Source organism: Marinobacter sp. M5B (assembly GCF_042604615.1).
GTDB lineage: Bacteria > Pseudomonadota > Gammaproteobacteria > Pseudomonadales > Oleiphilaceae > Marinobacter > Marinobacter salarius.
Window position 1 is genome coordinate 288,430 of sequence record NZ_CP156894.1, and the last position, 20,168, is coordinate 308,597.

General features: G+C 59.0%; 19 protein-coding genes. 5 read left to right on the forward strand and 14 right to left on the reverse strand.

Annotated features, from left to right (window positions below):
* Nucleotides 1–75: 75 nt before the first annotated feature.
* Genes AAGD24_RS01290 through AAGD24_RS01300 form a run of 3 tightly spaced genes read left to right on the forward strand, consistent with a single transcriptional unit; the run spans nt 76 to nt 4,109 of the window.
* Nucleotides 76–741: an ATP-binding cassette domain-containing protein gene (locus AAGD24_RS01290; protein ID WP_336146312.1), complete on the forward strand. Its 666-nt coding sequence runs from the start codon at nt 76–78 to the stop codon at nt 739–741.
* Between the two features lie 3 nt (nt 742–744).
* Entirely contained in the window at nt 745–3,012 is a 2,268-nt protein-coding gene (locus tag AAGD24_RS01295) for an ABC transporter permease (protein WP_336146313.1), read from the forward strand.
* On the forward strand, nt 3,009–4,109 hold the full coding sequence (locus AAGD24_RS01300; RefSeq protein ID WP_136633991.1) for a lipocalin-like domain-containing protein: 1,101 nt from the start codon (nt 3,009–3,011) through the stop codon (nt 4,107–4,109). The genes AAGD24_RS01295 and AAGD24_RS01300 overlap by 4 nt, the downstream gene beginning before the upstream one ends.
* Nucleotide 4,110: 1 nt before the next feature.
* Here the strand turns inward: AAGD24_RS01300 and AAGD24_RS01305 are convergent, their stop codons facing one another.
* The 8 genes from AAGD24_RS01305 to AAGD24_RS01340 all read right to left on the reverse strand — a co-directional run bounded on the left by AAGD24_RS01305 (nt 4,111) and on the right by AAGD24_RS01340 (nt 11,903).
* On the reverse strand, nt 4,111–4,836 hold the full coding sequence (locus AAGD24_RS01305) for a proteasome-type protease (RefSeq protein ID WP_336146314.1): 726 nt from the start codon (nt 4,834–4,836) through the stop codon (nt 4,111–4,113).
* Between the two features lie 92 nt (nt 4,837–4,928).
* Nucleotides 4,929–5,714, reverse strand: a complete 786-nt coding sequence (locus AAGD24_RS01310) for a transglutaminase family protein (RefSeq protein WP_036202229.1) — start codon at nt 5,712–5,714, stop codon at nt 4,929–4,931.
* The gene (locus tag AAGD24_RS01315; protein ID WP_036202232.1) at nt 5,711–6,649 is read right to left on the reverse strand and encodes an alpha-E domain-containing protein; all 939 of its coding nucleotides are present in this window, start codon (nt 6,647–6,649) and stop codon (nt 5,711–5,713) included. The genes AAGD24_RS01310 and AAGD24_RS01315 overlap by 4 nt, the downstream gene beginning before the upstream one ends.
* A complete protein-coding gene (locus tag AAGD24_RS01320; protein ID WP_091641618.1) occupies nt 6,643–8,076 on the reverse strand; it encodes a circularly permuted type 2 ATP-grasp protein in 1,434 nt (477 codons plus the stop codon). Before AAGD24_RS01320 ends, AAGD24_RS01315 begins: the two co-directional genes overlap by 7 nt.
* A 214-nt stretch (nt 8,077–8,290) precedes the next feature.
* Entirely contained in the window at nt 8,291–9,499 is a 1,209-nt protein-coding gene (locus AAGD24_RS01325; protein ID WP_075195508.1) for an ammonium transporter, read from the reverse strand.
* A 223-nt stretch (nt 9,500–9,722) separates the two neighbouring features.
* Complete coding sequence (locus tag AAGD24_RS01330) at nt 9,723–10,640, reverse strand: MotB family protein (protein ID WP_041333542.1); 918 nt, start codon at nt 10,638–10,640, stop codon at nt 9,723–9,725.
* Between the two features lie 2 nt (nt 10,641–10,642).
* Complete coding sequence (pomA, locus tag AAGD24_RS01335) at nt 10,643–11,419, reverse strand: flagellar motor protein PomA (protein ID WP_075195506.1); 777 nt, start codon at nt 11,417–11,419, stop codon at nt 10,643–10,645.
* 64 nt (nt 11,420–11,483) lie between these two features.
* Nucleotides 11,484–11,903 carry a YkvA family protein gene (locus AAGD24_RS01340; RefSeq protein WP_075195505.1) on the reverse strand — a complete coding sequence of 140 codons (420 nt, stop codon included), beginning with the start codon at nt 11,901–11,903 and terminating at the stop codon, nt 11,484–11,486.
* A gap of 35 nt (nt 11,904–11,938) precedes the next feature.
* On the opposite strand from AAGD24_RS01340, the gene AAGD24_RS01345 reads away from it, so the two are divergent.
* A complete protein-coding gene (locus AAGD24_RS01345) occupies nt 11,939–12,766 on the forward strand; it encodes a fructosamine kinase family protein (protein ID WP_379866279.1) in 828 nt (275 codons plus the stop codon).
* A 9-nt stretch (nt 12,767–12,775) separates the two neighbouring features.
* On the opposite strand, the gene AAGD24_RS01350 is transcribed toward AAGD24_RS01345, so the two are convergent.
* The 4 genes from AAGD24_RS01350 to AAGD24_RS01365 form a co-directional block, all read right to left on the reverse strand.
* The gene (locus tag AAGD24_RS01350) at nt 12,776–13,255 is read right to left on the reverse strand and encodes a DUF6231 family protein (protein ID WP_085681862.1); all 480 of its coding nucleotides are present in this window, start codon (nt 13,253–13,255) and stop codon (nt 12,776–12,778) included.
* Between the two features lie 98 nt (nt 13,256–13,353).
* Entirely contained in the window at nt 13,354–14,103 is a 750-nt protein-coding gene (locus tag AAGD24_RS01355; protein ID WP_379866281.1) for an SDR family oxidoreductase, read from the reverse strand.
* Nucleotides 14,104–14,135: 32 nt separating this feature from the next.
* On the reverse strand, nt 14,136–15,257 hold the full coding sequence (locus AAGD24_RS01360; protein ID WP_091641572.1) for an alkene reductase: 1,122 nt from the start codon (nt 15,255–15,257) through the stop codon (nt 14,136–14,138).
* Nucleotides 15,258–15,332: 75 nt separating this feature from the next.
* Nucleotides 15,333–15,920 (reverse strand): TetR/AcrR family transcriptional regulator, encoded by a 588-nt coding sequence (locus tag AAGD24_RS01365; protein WP_228210233.1) that lies wholly within the window; start codon nt 15,918–15,920, stop codon nt 15,333–15,335.
* Nucleotides 15,921–16,009: 89 nt separating this feature from the next.
* On the opposite strand from AAGD24_RS01365, the gene AAGD24_RS01370 reads away from it, so the two are divergent.
* Nucleotides 16,010–17,122, forward strand: coding sequence for an S-(hydroxymethyl)glutathione dehydrogenase/class III alcohol dehydrogenase (locus tag AAGD24_RS01370; protein ID WP_379866283.1), 1,113 nt, complete (start codon nt 16,010–16,012; stop codon nt 17,120–17,122).
* Between the two features lie 67 nt (nt 17,123–17,189).
* Here the strand turns inward: AAGD24_RS01370 and AAGD24_RS01375 are convergent, their stop codons facing one another.
* Both AAGD24_RS01375 and AAGD24_RS01380 read right to left on the reverse strand, forming a co-directional pair.
* Nucleotides 17,190–18,761 carry a methyl-accepting chemotaxis protein gene (locus AAGD24_RS01375; RefSeq protein ID WP_379866284.1) on the reverse strand — a complete coding sequence of 524 codons (1,572 nt, stop codon included), beginning with the start codon at nt 18,759–18,761 and terminating at the stop codon, nt 17,190–17,192.
* Between the two features lie 64 nt (nt 18,762–18,825).
* The gene (locus AAGD24_RS01380) at nt 18,826–20,154 is read right to left on the reverse strand and encodes a DUF1329 domain-containing protein (RefSeq protein ID WP_379866286.1); all 1,329 of its coding nucleotides are present in this window, start codon (nt 20,152–20,154) and stop codon (nt 18,826–18,828) included.
* Nucleotides 20,155–20,168: the final 14 nt, after the last annotated feature.

Genomic DNA, 20,168 nt, shown 5'->3' on the forward strand with positions numbered 1-20,168 from the left:
CCAACGTCCCGGCCCGGATCCATAAGGGCATTCGGGTTGTATAGTACTTAAAGATACTGTCCAGCGGAGCGCATGATGGGAAGTCCGGTATTGGCCGTTGAAGGGTTAAGCAAAGGTTATATCAGCGGTCACCAGCGGGTGTCCGTGCTGGCGGATCTGTCCCTGTCGGTTTGTTCGGGGGAGTCCCTGGCGGTTGTGGGACGATCAGGTTCCGGTAAGAGCACTTTGTTGAACCTGTTGTGTGGCCTGCAGACACTGGATGACGGACGCATCGCCGTCGCGGGTGAGTCCTTTGCAGCAACTGGCGCAGGCGCCGAAGTGCGCTGGGCAGAACTCCGCCGGCGCACCATTGGCGTGGTGTTCCAGGACGTTAATCTGATGCCCGCGCTCTCGCTGCTGGACAACGTTCGCCTGCGCTCCCATTTGGCCGGCCACAATGCTGGCGGCGAGCGTGAGTGGCTGGAGCGCCTGGGTGTGGGGGCCGAAGCTGACCGTTACCCGGATCAGGTGTCAGGTGGCCAGGCCCAGCGAGCGGCACTGGCCATGGTATTCGCCATGGCTCCGGCGTTGATTCTGGCGGACGAGCCCACCGGCAGCCTTGATCGTCACACCGCTGATGAGGTGGCGGACTGCCTGTTCACTGTGCAACAGCAAACCGGTTGTGCACTGGTCCTTGCTACCCACGACAGGGAGCTGGCGTCCCGCTGCGACCACTTGCTTGATCTCAGCACGACTGTTTGACCAATGATGCTTGCGCGCGCCTTCGTCAGCCACTACCGCCGCCACCCCATCCAGCTGTTGGCTCTGGCGTTGATGATTGTGCTGGCAACCATGCTTTGGACCGGGGTGACGGTACTGACCGACCAGGCCCGCAATAGTCTGTTGCAGAGCGAGAATGCGGTGGCGGCTCGCGCTCATGTGATTCGCTCGGATGGGCGACCGGTGGGTGTGGATGACTTTGCGGCCCTGCGTATGGCCGGCGTGTGTGTGGCGCCCTGGCTGGAGCTGCAGCGACCGCCGCCGGAAGGGCGGGTGATCGGCATCGACCCGCTGGCGATGGGGTGTTTCGGTGACACTGGCCTCGGCAGTGGTGCCGACACGTTGGATGGTGCGCCTTTCCTCGATATCAGCGAGGCCGCAGAACTTTCGAAAGAAGGGTACGGCAGCCGGCTTTACCTGCTGACGCGGGATGAGAACCGTGATTTGCCAACCGGTTATATCCTGCGTGAGTTTTCCATGGGCCCACCCACCGGTGAACTGGCGGACAGTTTCCTGCTGAATCTGGATGCCCTGAGCCTCCTGGTGCTTTTGATTACGGGCCTTCTGGTGCGCAGCGTACATCGATTGGGGATTGCTCAACGGCACGGCAGCTTTTCCCTGCTGCACCGGTTCGGAGTGCCTCGCCAACGGATAACGCAGTGGCTGACCTTGGAGCTGTTGGTGCTGACCGGTATTTGCGTTGTGCCGGGGTTATGGTTGGGGGCAAGGCTAGCCGGGATGCTGGGTAGCGGTTTTGGCCAGGCCCTCGACAGTCTGTTTGATGTGGCCGTCTATGCCGGCGTTGAAGAAGCACTGCCCTGGAGGGCCGCCTCCATCGTGGTCTTTCTGGTGTTGGCGGCCTGTCTGGTGGACTGGGTGGTCCCGGCGCGTTGGCGGGCGATGGCTGGCCAGGTCCAGGCCCGGGGGCGAACGATTGCCTTCCTGATGTTTCTGGTTGGGTTGGTGGGGGTTGCCCCGGCCCTGGCCTGGGTCTTTGTCGCGACGGCGATGGTGTTTGCGGGCGCCGGTTGGCTGACACCTGAATGGTTGGCGCTGCTTGCCCAACGGCTTTCCAATCGCACCGGCTCACGAAGAGAAGACCCACTTGCCCGCTGGCGGCAACGGGAACTGGCGGTGATGTTCCGGCACCTGGCATTGCCGGTGGTGGCACTGCAATTTGCAGTGGCCACGGTACTGGCGGTGCAGGCGTTGGTGACGACCTTTGAAGGCACCTTCGAGACATGGCTGGCCCAGCGCCTGGAAGCAGAGTTCTATGTGGAGGTACCGGCAGGCGCGGATGCTGACTCGGCGGCTGCGCAATTGCAGAGCCTGGACGGCATCGGGCCGTGGCATCGGGTGATCCGCGGCCAGGCAAGCATTGCGATGGCGGACCCCGGCAGCCAACGCGACCTTGGCGATGAGCGTATTGCGGTGGACCTGTTTGCCCTGATACCAATCAGTGATCTGGTGACAAAATGGTCTCTGTTGGAAAGTGTTGAGGAGCCCTGGCAAAAGCTTGAGACCGATAGCGTAATGATCAATGAGCAGTTGGCCCGGCGCTACCGGCTTGAGGTGGGCGACACCCTCGACATCAGATTAGCGGATACCAATCGCAATGCAGAAGTGGTGGCTATCTACGCCGACTACGGGCGGCCTGCGGGGGAAATTTTGATGGCTGGTTCTGCGCTGCCGGCGGCATTCAAGCCCCACTTCCAAAGCTTTTCGGTGACGCCCGGCAGCGTGGCGATGTCCGACATCCGCGGGCGCCTGTCGGACACCTGGCAGACGTCGGAACTCACCATCAGGGACAACAACAGCATCCGGGCCCTGGCGTCGAAGGTCTTCAGTCAGACGTTCCTGCTTACTCGCGCCATCAGCCTGTTGACCTTGTTGCTGGCGGCGATGGCCCTGCTGATTATGGGATGGGTCTTTTTCACCACCCGGGTGAAATACTTTCAGCTGCTGGGCGTTTGGGGACTGCCTGCATCGAAGGTCAGGCGTCAGCTCCGGCGCCTGTCGGTGGCGCTGACCCTCACGGTGACCATTGCTGCGCTACCGCTGGGCGTGTGGCTGACCTGGGTGCTGGTCAGTCGCATCAACCCGCTGGCTTTTGGGTGGTCATTGCCGATGGACCTGTACCCATTGTTCTGGATTGAACTGGGTTTGGTGGCCGTGGCGACAGGGCTGATAATCGCCCATCTGATGCGCCGGCAGCTTGGCCACATGGACAGCATTAAACAGGTGGAGCCATGAATATCCAAACCGGCGTTGTTGCCGGCCTACTGGCGGTCGTCCTTGCGGGCTGTACGGATTCGGAGAACGACACCGGATTCGCCGGGCTTGCGCAGCAGACAGGCGAGGTGGAGCAATCGCAATTCCAGCAGCCGGAGCCAGGCGACCCCCTGACTTTTCCCGAGGACTGGGGGCCCCATCCGCAACACCGTATTGAATGGTGGTACCTGACCGCTAACCTGGAAACCCAGGACGGCAGACCGCTGGGGCTGCAGTGGACACAGTTCCGTCAGGCTTTGAAACCGCGACCCGCCAATGCGGAACCACCAGAGGCCAGTGCCTGGCCCCTGGACGCGGCGTGGATGGCACACGCCGCCGTGTCATTTGAGGGTGAGCACTGGTTTGAAGAAAAGCTGGCCCGGGGTGATTTGGGGCATGCCGGGGCCAGGGCGGACCCGTTACAGGTATGGCTGGATGACTGGCGGCTGGTATCGCAACCGGATTCCGAACAGTGGCATTTGCAGGTTGAGGGCGGTAACTGGCGCTACGATCTGCGCCTGAGCAACACCGGCAAACCGGTACCCCATGGGAAAAACGGGTTCAGTGCCAAATCCGCCAGTGGCGAGGGCTCAATGTATTTCAGCCTGGTGGATCTGCACATTGAGGGTACGGTGACCCTTGGCGATGAAACCCTGGCCGTTTCCGGCAAGGGCTGGTTCGATCGCGAGTGGAGCAGTCAGTTCCTGAAGGCTGGCCAGCAGGGCTGGGACTGGTTCGCCCTGCATCTGGATGACGGCCATAAACTGATGGCGTTTCGCCTGCGGGAAGACCAAGGCGCCTTCGTGTCTGGCAGCTGGATAAACGCCAATGGGCAGGTTGAAACGTTGAACGGAAACGACATCAGCCTGAGCCCACTCGACTGGCAATCCTCGCCGCAGGGCAGGGTTCCTGTGGAGTGGCGCCTGCGGATGCCACAGCAAAACGTGGATGTACAGGTTGCCGCGCCGCCCGGCGACTACTGGAACGCCGGGCTCTACCCGTATTGGGAAAGCCCGGTGACGGTGACAGGTTCCCACGATGGTGTGGGGTATATGGAACTGACCGGTTACCGCAACTGAGCTAGCGGATCGCCGGCGGCTGCAGACCGCTGATCAGTTCCTGGATGCCCCGGTGCCACTGTTGGCGGAGTTGGTGGAAGTAGTCGTTGTGTTCGTCCACCCGGTCGACGAAGCAGGGCTTCAGTTCGTTGTTGCGGTATATGGCCACATCCAGCGGCATCCCCACCGACAGGTTGCTCTTCATGGTGGAGGCGAAGGAAATCAGGGCGCACTGGTAGGCCCGGTCCAGTGAGGAATTGTAGTTCACGACGCGGTCGAGGATGGGCTTGCCGTATTTCGACTCGCCAATCTGGAAATAAGGCGTTTCTTCAGTGGCTTCAATGAAGTTGCCTTCGGGGTAGATGTTGAACAGGCGTACCTGTTCGCCCCGGATCTGGCCGCCCAGTATCAGTGAACAGCTGAAGTCCACATGGTTCACTTTGCCCTCGGGGTTGTCGCGGTGAATAACCTCGCGGATGGTTCTGCCGACAACCTCTGCCGTCTCGAACATGGAGGCGGTGGAGAACACATTGGGGTCTTCGGAGCCGGCGCGGTTTTCCAGCAGGCTGATCACGCTCTGGCTGGTGGCCAGGTTGCCCGCCGATAGAATCACCAGTTCCCGTTCCCCCGGCTGTTCGAAGACATGCATTTTGCGGAAGGTCGAAATCTGGTCAAAGCCCGCGTTGGTGCGGGAGTCGGATGCGAAAACCAGGCCGTCGGCCAGGCGCATCGCCACACAATAGGTCATGGGGCTACCCTCGGGTCGTACTGAATGCGCTCAGTTTACCCGTTTCTGCGCAGAAAGCATGGGGCGGCGTGTGGAATTTGCACAGCTTTTTGTTACTGGCTTTCCCCGGCCATGGTGACCCAGGCACGGGTCTGCAGGTGCTCCATGCCGCCGCCGCTGCGAATGCCCCGCACGGGTGCTGCATCCCGGTAATCCAGTCCGGTTGCCAGCTTGATATGGCTTTCAGCAACATTGAGCAGGTTCACCACATCAAAGGTATGCCAGTTGTGGCCCAGCCAGGCCTCGGCCCAGGCGTGGGTGGCCAGGTGGTCATCGCTGAACGTGTGGATGTAACCGCTGACATACCGCACCGGCACCCCAATGTGGCGGCAGCAGGAGATGAATACATGGGTATGGTCCTGGCACACCCCCGCCTTCTGCTGGAAGGCCTCGGCGGCTGTGTGGGTCACCGTGGTGACGCCGGGCGTGAATTCGATGTGCTCGAGGATACGATTCATCATGCGCACCAGGCTGCGCTTGTTGGCGGAGAACTGGCTGGCGAAGGCTTTGATGGCTTTGTCGGCGTCGGTTAACGGAGTGTGGCGCAGGAACACCTCGGGCGGAAACGGTGAGTCGTCCTTGGTTAATGGTTTGCCCGTGAGATCAACCACGCCCTCCGCCGTCAGGGTGATCTCCCTGGTCGCTTTGTCCATGGTCATGACGGTAACAATATTGCCGAAGCCGTCTGTCATCTGGCTGGTTTCGCCAGGGGCACTCAGGTGCCACTCCAGTATCTTCTGCTGGGGTGTGTTACGGGGTGTCAGGCGTAGATACTGGATGCCTTTGTGCATGGGTTCGTCGTAGCTATAGGTGGTGTCATGGCGGATATTCAGCTTCATTGTTTCCACCCCATGTAGTCTTTCTGGATCTGGCCGGCGATGCGTTGGATGCGTTGCAGGAAGTCGGTCAGATACTCATTCAGGCCGCGCTCGGCAATGTACTCGCGGTCGCCGTAGCGGATGTTGGCATACAGGCTTGTGGCCAGGCGCCGGGCCCGGCGGGCCTCGCCGCTTTCGATCTGCTCCAGAAGATCCGCGATTTCCTCCAGGCAGGCGTGGAGCGAACGGGGAACATCCGGTTTGAGAATCAACAGTTCGGCCACATTCATCGGTTCGATATTGTGGCCGTAGGTGTTCTGGTAGGCCTCAAAGGCGGCCAACGAGTGCAGCAGCGCCGTCCATTCGAAGAACGACTGGGTGGGGTGCCCTTCCAGGGATTTGGTGGCCATGTGGTGGCGGATGTTCAGCACGCGGGCGGTGGCGTCTGCACGCTCGATAAACGTACCCAGGAGCAGGAAATGGAAGGCGTCATTGCGCAGCAGGGTGCCATAGGCCGCACCACGGAACACGTTTGAGCGTTCGCGGGTCCAGTCAAACACCCGGCTGGCGTTGGATTCGGTCACCCCTTTATGGCGTAGTTCCTTCAGCTCCATCCAGGCCAGGTTAATGCTCTCCCAGACATCTGCGGAGAGATTGCCTCGCACGTGCAGGGCGTTATCCCGGGCGCTGCGGATCACACTGAACACACTGGCAGGGTGGCGGTCGTCCAGAAGCAGGAAATCAATCAGGTTCTGGGGGGTGATTTCCGGGTAGAGCTCGTGAAAGGTTTCGCGGCTACCGGTCACCAGCAATGGCACGGATAGCTGTTCCTCGCGGTCTTCGGGAACGTCGATCAACGCCATGGTGAGGCTGACGTCCAGCAGACGGGCCTGGGTTTCCGCCCGCTCAAGATAGCGGGCCATCCAGAACAGACTTGATGCAGCTCGGCTCAGCATTCCTCGCCCTCCAGTACCCAGGTGTCCTTGGTGCCACCGCCTTGGGATGAATTCACCACCAGCGACCCTTCTTTCAGGGCCACCCTGGTCAATCCACCAGGTACCATCTGCACTTTCTTGCCCGAAAGCACAAAAGGCCGCAGGTCGAGGTGTCGGGGCGCTACGCCTTCGTTTACAAACGTCGGGCAGGTAGACAGGCTCAGTGTGGGCTGGGCAATGTAGTTGTCTGGCCTGGCCCGCAACAGCGAGCGGAAATGGCTCAGCTCTTTTTTGCTGGCCTTGGGGCCGATCAGCATGCCGTAGCCACCAGCGCCCTGGGTTTCCTTGACCACCAGGTCCGGCAGGTTGTCGAGGATGTACTTGAGGTCTTTTGGCTTGCGGCCCTGCCAGGTGGGGACATTTTTCAGGATCGGTTCTTCACCCAGGTAGAAGCGGATCATCTCGGGTACGAAGGGGTAAATGGCCTTGTCGTCGGCGACGCCGGTGCCCATGGCGTTGGCAAGCACCACATTGCCGGTGCGGTAGGCTGCATAGAGCCCGGGGACACCCAGCATGGAATCCGGGTTGCCAGCCAGCGGATCGAGGAAGTCGTCGTCGACCCGCCGGTAAATCACGTCCACCTGCTGGGGGCCGACGGTGGTCTTCATGTAGACCTTATTGCGACGTACAAACAGGTCCGCCCCTTCCACCAGTTCGATACCCATCTGTCGGGCCAGGAAGGCGTGTTCAAAATAGGCACTGTTGAAACGGCCGGGGGTGAGCACCACCACGGTGGGATTGGGGTTCAACGACGCCGCGCGCAGAGTTTCGCCCAACAGGGCCGGGTAATGTTCAACCGGTGCTACCGGGGCCTTGGCAAACAGCTCTGGAAACAGGCGCATCATCATGCGGCGGTTTTCCAGCATGTAGGAGACGCCGCTGGGGCAGCGGAGATTGTCTTCCAGCACGTAGAAATCGCCGTCGTTGTGGCGGATCAAATCGATGCCGGCTATGTGGGAATACAGATTACGTGGTAGCTTGAGGTTTTGCATGCCGGGCTGGTACTGGGGGTTGGCGAATACCTGTTCAGCACTGATGACACCGGCGCGAATAATCTCGAACTCGTGATAGATATCGAACAGGAAGCGGTTCAACGCCTGCACCCGCTGGCGCAAACCAGCTTGCAGACGTTGCCAGTCGCTGGCGGAGATTACTCGTGGGATCAGATCAAACGGGATAAGCCGTTCGGCCCCCTGGTCTTCGCCATAGACATTAAAGGTGATGCCCAGGCGTTGGAACAGCACGTCTGCCTCGCGGCGCTTCTCGGCTAACAGGGCTTCGTCGGATCGGATCAGCCAGTCCTCCAGCATCCTGCAGCTGGGTCGTACCCGATTATTCTGGTCGAACAGTTCGTCGTAGATACCCTCGGGTGGGGTTTGTATCAACATAACCATGACCCTCTCCTGAACACGCCGTCCACCGGATGTGGGCGGTCGGTATTCAGCCATTCCCATGATGTAAAGGAACAGCAAAAGGCAGGCCACTCTGGCGGCAAACCGTGGGTTTATCACCGGAACGGGTTATTTAAGAAAAGGCCAGACGGAGGGAAGTGTCAATAAAAAGCATTGCCAGCCGCCGGGAAAGGCGGCTGGCGGGCAAGGGTTATTCCAGGGACGTAGCGCCAATGCGGTGAATACTGACATCCGCACCGTTGAATTCCTCTTCTTCTGTGAGACGCAGGCCGGAGATGGCGTTAACAATGCCGTAGACGATCAGGCCGCCGACAAAAGCCACCACAACACCGGCAACCGCACCGATGATCTGCGACATCAGGCTGACCCCGCCCAGGCCCCCGAACGCTTCCTGGCCAAAGATGCCGGCGGCAATGGCACCCCATACACCGCACACACCGTGCAGGGGCCATACACCCAGTACATCGTCCAGGCGCTCAATCTTGTCCTGGGCCCACTCAAACATGTACACGAAGATGGCGCCGGCGATGCCACCGGTAATCAGCGCACCGACCGGGTGCATCAGGTCCGAACCGGCGCACACCGCCACCAGGCCGGCGAGCGGTCCGTTGTGGATGAAGCCCGGGTCCTTGCGGCCGACCAGCATGGCCACCAGAACGCCACCCACCATGGCCATGAGGCTGTTCACCGCCACCAGGCCGCTGATGCCATCCAGAGTCTGGGCGGACATCACGTTAAAGCCGAACCAGCCGACGGTGAGAATCCAGGCGCCCAGCGCCAGGAATGGAATGTTGGAGGGGGCAAACGCCACCACGCGGCCATTGCGGTAACGGCCTTTACGTGCGCCCAGCAGGAGCACGGCGGCCAGGGCGATCCAGCCGCCCACGGCGTGCACCACGACCGAGCCGGCAAAGTCGTGGAAGGCTGCACCAAACTGGTTCTCCAGCCAGGCCTGGAAGCCGTAGTTGCCGTTCCAGATCATGCCCTCGAAGAAGGGATATACAAATGCCACGATCAGCCCGGAGGCGATAAGCATGGGGTAGAACTTCGCACGCTCGGCGATACCGCCGGAGACGATGGCGGGAATGGCGGCGGCAAAGGTCATCAGGAAGAAGAACTTGACCAGGTCATAGCCATTTGCGGCCGTCAGCTCTGAAGCGCCGGCCATAAAGTGGCTGCCGTAGGCGATGTAGTAGCCAATGAAAAAATAGGCCACGGCGGAGATGCCGAAGTCGGTCATGATTTTTACCAGGGCATTCACCTGGTTCTTGTGACGCACGGTGCCGACTTCCAGGAAGGCGAAGCCAGCATGCATGGCCAGTACCATGATGGCACCGATCAGAATGAACAGTGTGTTGGCGCTTTCGGTCAGGGTATGTACTGCACTCGTGATGTCCACGGGTTGGTTGCTCCTGATTTTTTGGTTTTATCCACCTGTCACGGGCGGGTTGTGCATTGATAGCGTGCACACCAAGCAAGGAGTGTTCCATTTTGAGGCAAATTCAGAGCGGGTAGTCGATTAGGTGATTTTCCGCTCTGAAATTGGGCGGAGTTGAGTTGAAGGCGGGGTGTTTGCGCTCTTTAATGGTGCATTAATGGGCCGAGCGCACCAATATGGCCGTCTACCACAGTAATTCGTCCTGGTCGGAGTCGTCGGAACTGCGGGAATCCGGTGCAGCAGACACATCGGCTTCGGGGTTCATGAGTTCCCTTAACCGCATCTCCTGTTCCTCGATCGGTCCGGACAGATCGATAATGATTTCCACCCGGCGATTTTTGGCGCGGTTCTCCGAAGAGGTGTTTGGTACTCGTGGCTCGGTATAAGCGAGACCGGTGACCGCCAGCCGGGCAGGCTTCAGATTACCCTCGGCGAGGAGCGCATTGGCAACCGCTGCCGCCCGGGCGGCGGATAGATCCCAGTTGCTGTAGAACCGCTGCGTACGGATGGGAACATCGTCGGTATGGCCTTCGATGGTCAGCTTGCCGGGGATCTGCACCAGTATGTCGGCCATTTCCAGCAACAGACCTTCAAACTCCCAGGTCAGGTCCGCCGAACCGGAGGGAAACGCCCCCTTCTCCTCAACGCGAACAATGATTCTATGATTGTCCTGGATGAGGTTGACCCGGCCGTCTTCGATGGCTGTCTCAAGAACCGATCGAACCTGCTCCAGGGTCTTCTCGAGCTCTTCCTGGATGGCGGATTCCACAGCCACATCCGTAGGGCTTTTCAGGGTTTCCAGTTCGGGCTGCTCGTCGGTGGTTGTCTGTTTGACTTCGTTGACGACGGTGGGCTCGGGCGGTGCCGGAGAAAACTGATCGAAAATCGGGCTGGTGCCCATGGGTACCTCAAGGACGGGCACCTCGCGCTGCACACCAAACGCTTTCGACAGTTCACCAGCGATCTGTTTGAACTTCTGTGCGTCGATCTCGGAGAACGACAACAGCAGGACGAAAAAGCACATCAGCAGCGACATCAGGTCCGCGAATGTCACTACCCAGGCGGGAATGCCCGCTTTTTCCTCTTCTGGTAATTCGTCCATGGCTAAACGCCTGCGGTCTCGGCTTCTGAGTTTTTCTCACGTTCTTTCGGGGTCAGGTAACTCGACAGCATCTGTTCGATAATCCGCGGATTGGTGCCTTCCTTGATAGCAACCAGCGCATCAATATAGAGCGATTGCAGACGCGCTTCCTCAGTCATTCGCAGCGAGAGTTTGTCCGCGATGGGGGTGGCGATCATGGTGGCAATCATTGCGCCGTAGAGTGTGGTGAGCAGGGCAACCGCCATGGCAGGACCGATGGATTTCGGGTCTTCCATGTTGGACAGCATCTGCACCAGCCCGATCAGGGTTCCGATCATCCCCATGGCAGGGGCCACATCGGCCATTGCCGTAAAGACTTTTGCGCCAGACCGGTTGTGATCCAGCGTCAGTAGGCGCTCCTTGGACAGCAGGTGTTTGATGGTTTCAGCATCCTGGCCATCGACCAGCATCTGTATTCCCTGGCCGAGAAACGGCGAGCCAACTTCGCGCTCTTCCAGGCCGAGCATGCCTTGCTTGCGGGCAACATTGGCTACTTCAATCAGTTCATCAATGCTTTCACGGGTGTCCGGCAAGCGGAATTTGAACGCTCGAGCGGCCACTTTGAAGGCGCTGAAAAACTGGTTGAAGCTGAATTTCGCCAGCACAACCAGCATGGTGCCACCGACCACGATCAGTATGGAGGGGGGATTGATAAAAACATCCGGCGACACGCCAAGAATGACGGCTGAGGCTATAAGCAGGATGGCCCCAACAAGGCCGATCAGGGTGGCAAAATCCACATTAGCTCCAAAGGGTTTTGTGATTCAGAGGGCTTTCGAAGATTAACGGTAGTCCACTATTGAATCAATCGCTATCCGTAAGCGTTTGTGTTTCTATTTTAAGATCTTTCCACGCTGCGTAACGAAGCAGGTCGGATTCCACCAGGGCCAGGCATGCGGCCACCACACCGGCGTCGTCCAGCAGGCCGAATCCAAGCAGCAGGTCCGGAATCAAATCCAGGGGATTGAGCACGTAAACAAGGGCACCGGCGATCGCCGCAATGCTTTTCCAGGGTACTTCGCGATAGTTGCCCTGCCAGTAGTCCCTGAGCATGGAAAACATCAGCCGGATATCGGTGCTGAACCGGCTCAGTTTGCCACTGTTCCTGACTTTGTCCTCGATGGCCTGCTGGCGGTCGAGCAGGGCGCCCACATCTCTGCGGTGAACCTTGTCCGCCTCTTGATTCAACTGTTCGTTTGCCGTGCGCTTGCTAAAACCTGTCATCGGGCTATTCCTGTGTGGGATGGCCTTGCAGCTCCATGATCCATGAAGCCTGTGACAAAGCCAAGGATGTTTGCGAGGCGATTTCCGATCATGGTTATACTGGTGGCATGACCGATTACGTGAAACAGAATCCTTCGTCCTTTCCCGATGCGTTGTTGTGCGAAGCCCGCGGCCTTGAGGTTTTGGCAGACACTCTCAAGGCGGCTGGTGTCAGCAGAGTGCATGTGCCGGAGGTGAAAGCTGTCTCAGCCCACGAACTGGTGATTCCGAAGATCCACCCCGGCCCGGCGAGCGAGGAAGCCATGGCCGCGCTTGGCGAAGGCTTGGCGCAAATGCATGCGGTACGTCAGCCCGAGTACGGATTCGACGCCGACAACATGATTGGGATGTCACCCCAGAAGAACCGCCTGACGGACGATTGGGGTGCGTTTTTCCTGAGAGATCGACTGGGTGTGCAGGTAGGCATGGTCGGCAATGACCATGTCCGGAAAGAGTTTGAAACGGTGCTTGAGCGTCAGGGCGACACGCTCGCCGGGTTTCTGAATGAGCATTGCGAACACCCAAGCCTGCTCCACGGCGACCTATGGTCCGGGAATGTCCTGTTCGACAGCGTCGGGTCCTGGCTCATTGATCCGGCGGTGTATTACGGTGACCGGGAGGCGGACATTGCCATGACAGAGCTGTTTGGTGGCTTCTCCTCGGCTTTTTATCGTGCCTATGACCGGGGCTACCCCAGAACGGATGTCTATAACACCAAGCGGGCCATCTACAACCTGTACCACACCCTCAATCACTACAACCTTTTTGGGGCATCCTATCTGAGCGCCTGTCGCCACAACCTGGATGTGGTGGCCTCGCTGTAAGCGTGGCAGCTACCACCAGGCCTTGTCCCACATTTCCGGATTGGCCCAGTTGTCGGGATTGTTCCAGGCGCGTTTGTGGTTGTAGCTGTCGATGTTGTAGGTGTAGAGCGTGAGAGGGCTCTCTTCGTCACCAAGCTCAGCCTGCCGGCGGAATCCCAGCCCGATGAAATCCGTAAACGACCAACCGGGGCAGTCTTTCACCACAACGGCAATCTGGTGGGTGCCGTAGTTGCGCAGTTGGCCCAGCAGTACTTGGCCCTCGTCGTGGTTCAGGTGTTCGAGCGTGTTGGTCACCAGGGCCAGGTCCTGGGTCTCGGGCAGAGGGAAGGCATCGTTGGGGGCGTTGGTATCCAGGGTGGTCATGGCCGACTCGCTGTGGTGCCGGCACCAGTGATCCCCGACCTCACCAGCGATCTCGCCGCAAACCACCAGTGTGGCCGGTTGGCAGGTGTCGATAATGCGGGCCAGGGCCTGCTGCACAGTGGTCATGTTTGGTGCGTCCGTCTGCAATGGAATAACCAGTATCACACCGGCCTGTCGGCGGCATCAACCAGATGCACGCCGACAGCGTTCAGCAAACAACAGCCTTACAGCTCCTGAGCCGTTGGCCGCAGGATAATTTCGTTGATATCCACGTCCGCAGGCTGTTCGATGGCATAGACGATGGCCCGCGCCACCGCATCGGAATCAATCGCCACCTTGTAGAGTTCATCCGCTGCCTGTTTGGCGTTCGGGTCAGTGATGGTGCTGGTCAGCTCGGTGTCGATGGCGCCCGGTGAGATATTGGTGCTGCGGATCTCGTCGCCGGCTTCCATGCGCAAGCCTTCAGACAGCGCTTTCACCGCGTATTTCGTGGCGCAGTACACAGCGGCACCGGGGAACAGTTTGTGTCCGGCAACGGACGACAAATTGATCACATGCCCGCTGTGTTGCTCCCGCATGATCGGCAGCACAGCCGCGATGCCATACATCACGCCTTTAATGTTGACGTCCACCATCTGGTCCCACTCATCGACCTTCAGAGCGTCCAGCGGTGCCAGTGGCATCAGGCCGGCGTTGTTGATCAGTACGTCAATCCGGCCGAAGGTTTCTTTCGCGGTGGCAGCCAGTGACTCGACCTGGTTTCGATCAGTCACGTCGGTCATCTGCCAGGTGACTTCAGCACCCTCGGCTTTCAGGTCTTCTGCCAGTTTGGACAGGCGGTCTTCGCGACGGGCCGCAAGCACCAGCCGGGCTCCTCGCGCTGCCAGGCGGCGGGCAGTTGCCTCACCCAGGCCACTGCTGGCGCCGGTGATAATCACGACTTTGCTATTGATTGGGTCGTTGGTATTGCTCATGGTTTGACTCCTTACTCTTGTGAAAGTGATGTTCAGACGCTGGGTTCAAGTTCCTTCAGCGTCGGGTAATCGGTATAGCCGCGCTCATCGCCGCCGTAGAAGGTGCTGTCATCCCATTTGTTCAGTTCCGCATGCTGGCGGAAACGCTCGGGCAAATCGGGGTTGGCGATAAATGGACGGCCAAAGGTCACCAGATCACAGCGGTCATTGCCGATCCGTTTGCGAGCTTCCTCAGCGGTGTAGGCGCCGTTGGCGATGTAAGTGCCGTGGAATCCAGCCTGGATGGCATCGATCACCGATTCCGGGCGGCCGTTCGCATGGTTGCCCTGGAACGAGTCTTCCACGACCTCGATGTAGCTGATGCCCAGGTCGTTCAGCCGCTTCGCGAATTCACCAAAGGTTTCGACCGGGTCCTCGTCGTACATGGCGTTGAAGCTGCCGGTCGGGCTGACCCGAACGCCGACATTGTCCTTGCCCCAGACGTCGATCACGGCCTCGATCACCATCAGTGGCAGGCGCATCCGGTTTTCAACGGAGCCGCCAAACTCATCACTGCGGTGGTTGCTGCCGCTCTTGAGAAACTGGTCCAGCAGGTATCCGTTGGCGGCGTGTACTTCAACGCCATCAAACCCGGCCGCTTTGGCGTTCAGCGCGCCCTGGCGATACTGCTCCACGATGTCCGCCATTTCGCCGGCTTCAAGAGCCCTGGGCTCGGGCACGTCCACCATGCCGGAGTCGGCGCTGATGAAGGTCTTGGCGCCCTCGGGTTTGATCGCCGATGGTGCTACAGGCTTGTTGCCATCCGGCTGCAGCGCCGTATGGGAAATTCGGCCAACGTGCCAGAGCTGCATGTGAATGCGTCCGCCCGCCATGTGCACCGCACTGGTGACCTTGCGCCAGCCTTCGATTTGCTCCTCCGAGTGGATGCCTGGCGTGAATGCATAGCCCTTACCCTGAGGTGACACCTGGGTTGCTTCGCTGATGATCAGCCCTGCACCGGCCCGCTGCTGATAGTACTGCGCGTTCATGTCGTTCGGTACGTCTCCAGGTTGGCTGGAGCGCGAACGGGTCAGGGGAGACATCAGAACGCGGTTGGGCAGCGTCAGGGTGCCGAGATCGTGCGGTTGAAACAGTGCGTCGTTTACGTTGTTCATTGATCACTCTCCTTGAGGATTAACTGAGTGTAATTAGACCAGTCTACTAGGAATGACTGAAAAAAATGTGGGCGTTCAGTGAAGGCCAAGACATTGGCGGAAAAAGACCCGCACAAACCGCTCCATGGGCTCGGTAGACTTCAGAACCTTGGCTCTGAGAATGGCGCCTTCCCAGCCGGAAAGCAGAAAGCTGGCGACGTCGGCAGGGTCGATGGATGCATCGATATCGCCGGCCTGGCGAGCCTCTTCAACACAACGCTCAAAGCGTTTTTCCCAACCCTGGAAAACGGTGTCCAGGCGCCTGCGGAAGGTTTCGTTCTGCCCGGCCAGTTCCTGGCCAAGATTGCCAATCAGGCAGCCCCGGGTGAATTCGCAGCTGGTCATGGTTTCCAGCCCGGCGTCGAAATAGGCCCTTAAGCGATCCACGCCCGAGCGGCTGTGGTCGTTCAGAATCAAATCCAGCTTGGTGTCGTATTCCTGCGCAAAGGTGTCGATGACAGCCAACCCGAAATCGTTCTTGCTGCTAAAGTAATGGTAGAACGACCCTTTGGGTACACCGGCGGCGGTCAGCACGGCATTGATGCCCGTCGCGCCGAAGCCTTTTTGACCAATCAGGTCGGCGCCGGTGTGGATGATGTGATTGCGGGTGTCGTTCGATGTCATGGCTGGTATATTAGACCGGTCGTCTAGTAAGCGTCAAACCCGTAAAACCCGAGACATTCTATTCCGAACCACGTTCAAGGAGTCTGCCAGTGATTAAATCCCGTGCCGCGGTGGCATTTGCCCCCAACAAACCGCTGGAAATTGTGGAAGTGGATGTTGCCCCGCCCCAGAAAGGGGAAGTGCTGGTGCGTATCGTTGCCACCGGCGTCTGCCACACGGACGCCTACACGCTGTCCGGCGCCGATTCCGAAGGGAACTTTCCAGCCATTCTGGGCCATGAAGGCGGTGGCATTGTTGAGGCGGTTGGAGAAGGTGTCACCTCCGTCGAAGTGGGTGATCACGTGATCCCTCTTTATACCGCCGAATGTGGAAAATGTAAGTTCTGTACGTCCGGTAAAACCAACCTGTGTGGTTCCGTGCGCGAAACCCAGGGCAAAGGTGTGATGCCGGACGGCACCTCCCGTTTTTCCTACAAGGGTGAGCCTGTCTATCACTACATGGGTTGCTCCACCTTCTCTGAATACACGGTATTGCCGGAAGTTTCCCTGGCGAAGATTCCCAAGGATGCGCCACTGGACAAAGTCTGCCTTCTGGGCTGTGGCGTCACTACCGGTATCGGCGCGGTGCTGAACACAGCGAAGGTGGAAGAAGGCGCGACGGTCGCTATCTTCGGTCTCGGCGGAATCGGCCTGGCGGCGATTATTGGCGCCACCATGGCCAAGGCCAGCCGCATCATCGCCATCGACATCAACCCCGGCAAGTTCGATATCGCCAAACAGCTGGGCGCCACGGATGTAGTGAACCCCAAGGACTACGACAAGCCGATTCAGGAAGTGATTGTTGAAATGACCGACGGCGGTGTGGACTACTCCTTTGAGTGTATCGGCAACGTCAACGTGATGCGCTCAGCCCTGGAGTGCTGTCATAAAGGCTGGGGTGAATCCATCATCATCGGCGTGGCCGGTGCCGGTGAGGAAATCAGCACCCGGCCGTTCCAGCTGGTTACCGGCCGGGTCTGGAAAGGTTCTGCGTTTGGTGGCGTGAAGGGCCGGACGGAACTGCCCGGCTATGTCGAAAAGGCCGAGAAAGGAGACATTCCACTGGACGTGTTTATCACCCACAACATGCCTCTTGAGGACATCAACGAGGCGTTTGAGTTGATGCATGAAGGGAAGAGTATTCGGTCGGTGATTCATTTCTGATAGGGCACAAAACCATTCTTAAAGTCCGGGCAGGGACGCCCGCATTCCAGATTTCTAAGCATTTCGGTTAGCCCCTCCGCCCAGGTACCAGGTGTCGTACTAACAGCTGCTGGCGCCCCACATGGTAGCCAACCGCCTGGCCTGCTTCGACGGTATCCTGAAGCTGTTCGCTTGTCTTGATGGCCAGTTGATGGATGTCGTGAATTTCCTCGTTCAGTTGTGAAACGGTCTGGCTCTGTTGCTCACTGGCAGCCGCAATCTGCTGGTTCAGGCCGTCGCTTTCGGCAATGCCCGCCACAATATTACGGATTGCCTCTGCGGTGGCGGATACCTGCTCCACGCTCCTCTCGGACTGCTGTTTTCCCTGTGCGATGGATTCGACCACCCGGCGGGAGCCTTCCTGCAAGGCAGTGATCATTTGCTGGATTTCATTGGTGGATTCCTGGGTGCGCTTTGCCAGGGAACGAACTTCATCGGCAACCACCGCAAAACCGCGCCCACTTTCGCCGGCCCGGGCGGCCTCAATGGCGGCATTCAGGGCCAGCAAATTGGTCTGTTCAGCGATCGCGACGATCACATCCAGAATCCGGCCAATCGATTGGCTGTTCCGATCAAGTTCCTCCACGGTTTGGCTGGTTTCCTCGAGCTCACTCGCCAGGGCAAGAATACTGTCGCGCGCGGCGGCTGCAGAACGGGCGCTGTTTTCCCCGGAATCACGGTTTCGCGCACTGAGACCAGCAGCCTGCTGGGTATTCTCCGAAACTTCGCGAATGGTAGCGGTGAATTCCTCGATGGAGGTCGCCACGGAGGAGAGTGCTGATTGCTGCTGACCGCAGGCCTCGGAACCGCCTTGTAGCAGAGAGTTGGCCCGCAGGACATTGTCTTCGATCTGTCCGCCGCTGTCGCTGATACGTGCCACCATGACCTTCAGCCGGACTTCCACCAGCCGCATGGCCAGCTCAATCTGGCCCGCGACGCCGGCGTTTCCGGTGTAGACCAGTTGCTTGATGGGATGGCTGACAACAGAACGACAACGCATGAACAGCTGGGCTAGCGGGCGATTGAGTTGGTAGAAGAGGCCAAGGGACAGTGTGCTGCCAAGGACGAACAAGAGGGCCGCCAGCGTTGGCATGCCGAACATCCCAGCTATCGTGGCGGGGGCAAAACAGAGGCTGGCGACCAGCCACTGCAGGATAGCAGGGGGCAGCCGTGGAATCCTGAGGGCAAGGGGCTGCCGGCCTTGGCTGCGGGCATGGTAAGCCTGTTCGGTTCTCCGAATGGTGGCTTCATCGGGTAACCGGTAAATGGCCTGGTATTCCAACAGTGTTCCGTCCGTGTCGGTAATCGGGCTAACGAAGGCATCCAGCCACCAGTTGGTCCCATCTGCCTTACGGTTGCGGATCATGCCCATCCAGGATTCTCCGCGGCCAATGGTTTCCCACAGGTCGTTCAGCGGCCCTCCGGGCATGTCGGGGTGCCGCAGTTTGCTGAAAGACATGGCTTTCAGTTCCTGTTCCGAGAAGCCGCAGGTTCTGCAAAAGGCGTTGCTGGCGTAGGTAATGGCACCCTTGCTGTCAGTGAGTACCAGCAGTTGGTCGTCTTCGTGGAGGGCGTCGGGTAGGGGCTCATATCGGGACATAAATCTTATCCTCCGAAACCAAAAAAGGGGCCCGCCAAAGCGGGCCCAAGGGCTAGCACCAGGCTTAGCTGCCGGTTGCGCGGAGATGCTGCACGTTGAACATATTGGGGGGGGACAGCTCGGGGTCGACCTGGCCCTTGAACTGGCCGGTGGTGCAGTGGCTGGCCTGCACGTCGATCATGCTGAAGCTGTCGTCAATGGATACACCGGTACCCTCGTTCTTGGGCAGGTGGTGGTCTGGATGGGCCTGTCCGATGGTGAAGGTTTTCCACAGGCTGCCCTTACGGTCATAGGCGACGGTGCGGGGAATGGTGAACGTCTGGGCGTCCATGTAGTGGATACGTTTCGACAGCGGATGGCTTTCATCCACCGGTTTCGCCTCCACTTCGTACACCTTTCTGAGCTGCCAGGTGATGTCCGGGAAACAGCCACCCTTGCCACTGAAAGCCACAACCTGGTAACCATCGCTGTCGCTGTGGGTTTCTTCGTCCAGCTTCAGCTCGTTGTGATTGTAGAACGGCATCAGCATGTAACGGGTGCCCTTATAGGTCCAGTCCATGTCGGAAATGCGGCCGTTGTAGCCCTCGAAGTCTTCGATCATTAGGTCCGAACCGAGAAAGGCATCGGTAACCTGGCCTGTGGCCAGGCGGCGCACGCGGCGCTGGAAGCCCAAATAGAGCCAGGAGTTATCACGTTTGAGGTCGTCGGCGGCCCGGTGAATCAGAAGTTGCGTATTGCGGACGTCCGCTGGGTCGAGTACCTGTACATAGATGGCGCGGAACAGGTCAGACGGGTTGGGCGTGATTTCCGGGGTGGGTTCCTGTATCACTCGGCCCTTGTAATTCAGGAAGTGGAAGTTGAATTTGATGGTCCGCTCCACCTTGGCTGATTCCATGTCCCGGTACTTCCAGTAGAACGGCATGATGGCGGCGCTGTCGCCCCAGTTGTAGCCGTACTTGTAGTTCCAGGCCAGTTTTTCGCCGGCGCGGGGGTCATCCGCATCCGGCTCCTGCGGGAACGGGCGACCGGCTTTCCAGCCGTTAATTTCCCCGACCTGCTCACCCAGGGAAACCTCACCCAGGGCGTTGCGGGTTGCGTCCACATAGGCAGGGTGCAGGTCGAAGGACGTGGTCTTTCCCACGGCAATGGATGTCCAGCCGTTCTCGATGAAGGTATAGAAGGCCGGATCGATCACGTCCTTGAACTGTGCCACGTTGGATTCGTCGATGGTCATGCCGGCGCTAAGCCCTTCGTGGCTTGGCATTTGATCCTTGTATGGATGGAACGATTCGTTGATGACCTTGTCACTGGCAAAGGCGCCAGCGGAGAAGGCGCCCGCCGTAAGACCGATCACCAGGCCATTAAACACGGATTTTCGGAATGCTCGTTTCATGATGTTTCCTCTAT

Bases quoted from the DNA above. Each gene is read 5' to 3' on its own strand.
- AAGD24_RS01290 (WP_336146312.1), top strand. From the start codon at position 76: ATGGGAAGTCCGGTATTGGCCGTTGAAGGGTTAAGCAAAGGTTATATC.
- AAGD24_RS01295 (WP_336146313.1), top strand. From the start codon at position 745: ATGATGCTTGCGCGCGCCTTCGTCAGCCACTACCGCCGCCACCCCATC.
- AAGD24_RS01300 (WP_136633991.1), top strand. From the start codon at position 3,009: ATGAATATCCAAACCGGCGTTGTTGCCGGCCTACTGGCGGTCGTCCTT.
- AAGD24_RS01305 (WP_336146314.1), bottom strand. From the start codon at position 4,836: ATGACCTATTGTGTGGCGATGCGCCTGGCCGACGGCCTGGTTTTCGCA.
- AAGD24_RS01310 (WP_036202229.1), bottom strand. From the start codon at position 5,714: ATGAAGCTGAATATCCGCCATGACACCACCTATAGCTACGACGAACCC.
- AAGD24_RS01315 (WP_036202232.1), bottom strand. From the start codon at position 6,649: ATGCTGAGCCGAGCTGCATCAAGTCTGTTCTGGATGGCCCGCTATCTT.
- AAGD24_RS01320 (WP_091641618.1), bottom strand. From the start codon at position 8,076: ATGTTGATACAAACCCCACCCGAGGGTATCTACGACGAACTGTTCGAC.
- AAGD24_RS01330 (WP_041333542.1), bottom strand. From the start codon at position 10,640: ATGGACGAATTACCAGAAGAGGAAAAAGCGGGCATTCCCGCCTGGGTA.
- AAGD24_RS01340 (WP_075195505.1), bottom strand. From the start codon at position 11,903: ATGACAGGTTTTAGCAAGCGCACGGCAAACGAACAGTTGAATCAAGAG.
- AAGD24_RS01345 (WP_379866279.1), top strand. From the start codon at position 11,939: ATGATCCATGAAGCCTGTGACAAAGCCAAGGATGTTTGCGAGGCGATT.
- AAGD24_RS01350 (WP_085681862.1), bottom strand. From the start codon at position 13,255: ATGACCACTGTGCAGCAGGCCCTGGCCCGCATTATCGACACCTGCCAA.
- AAGD24_RS01355 (WP_379866281.1), bottom strand. From the start codon at position 14,103: ATGAGCAATACCAACGACCCAATCAATAGCAAAGTCGTGATTATCACC.
- AAGD24_RS01360 (WP_091641572.1), bottom strand. From the start codon at position 15,257: ATGAACAACGTAAACGACGCACTGTTTCAACCGCACGATCTCGGCACC.
- AAGD24_RS01365 (WP_228210233.1), bottom strand. From the start codon at position 15,920: ATGACATCGAACGACACCCGCAATCACATCATCCACACCGGCGCCGAC.
- AAGD24_RS01375 (WP_379866284.1), bottom strand. From the start codon at position 18,761: ATGTCCCGATATGAGCCCCTACCCGACGCCCTCCACGAAGACGACCAA.
- AAGD24_RS01380 (WP_379866286.1), bottom strand. From the start codon at position 20,154: ATGAAACGAGCATTCCGAAAATCCGTGTTTAATGGCCTGGTGATCGGT.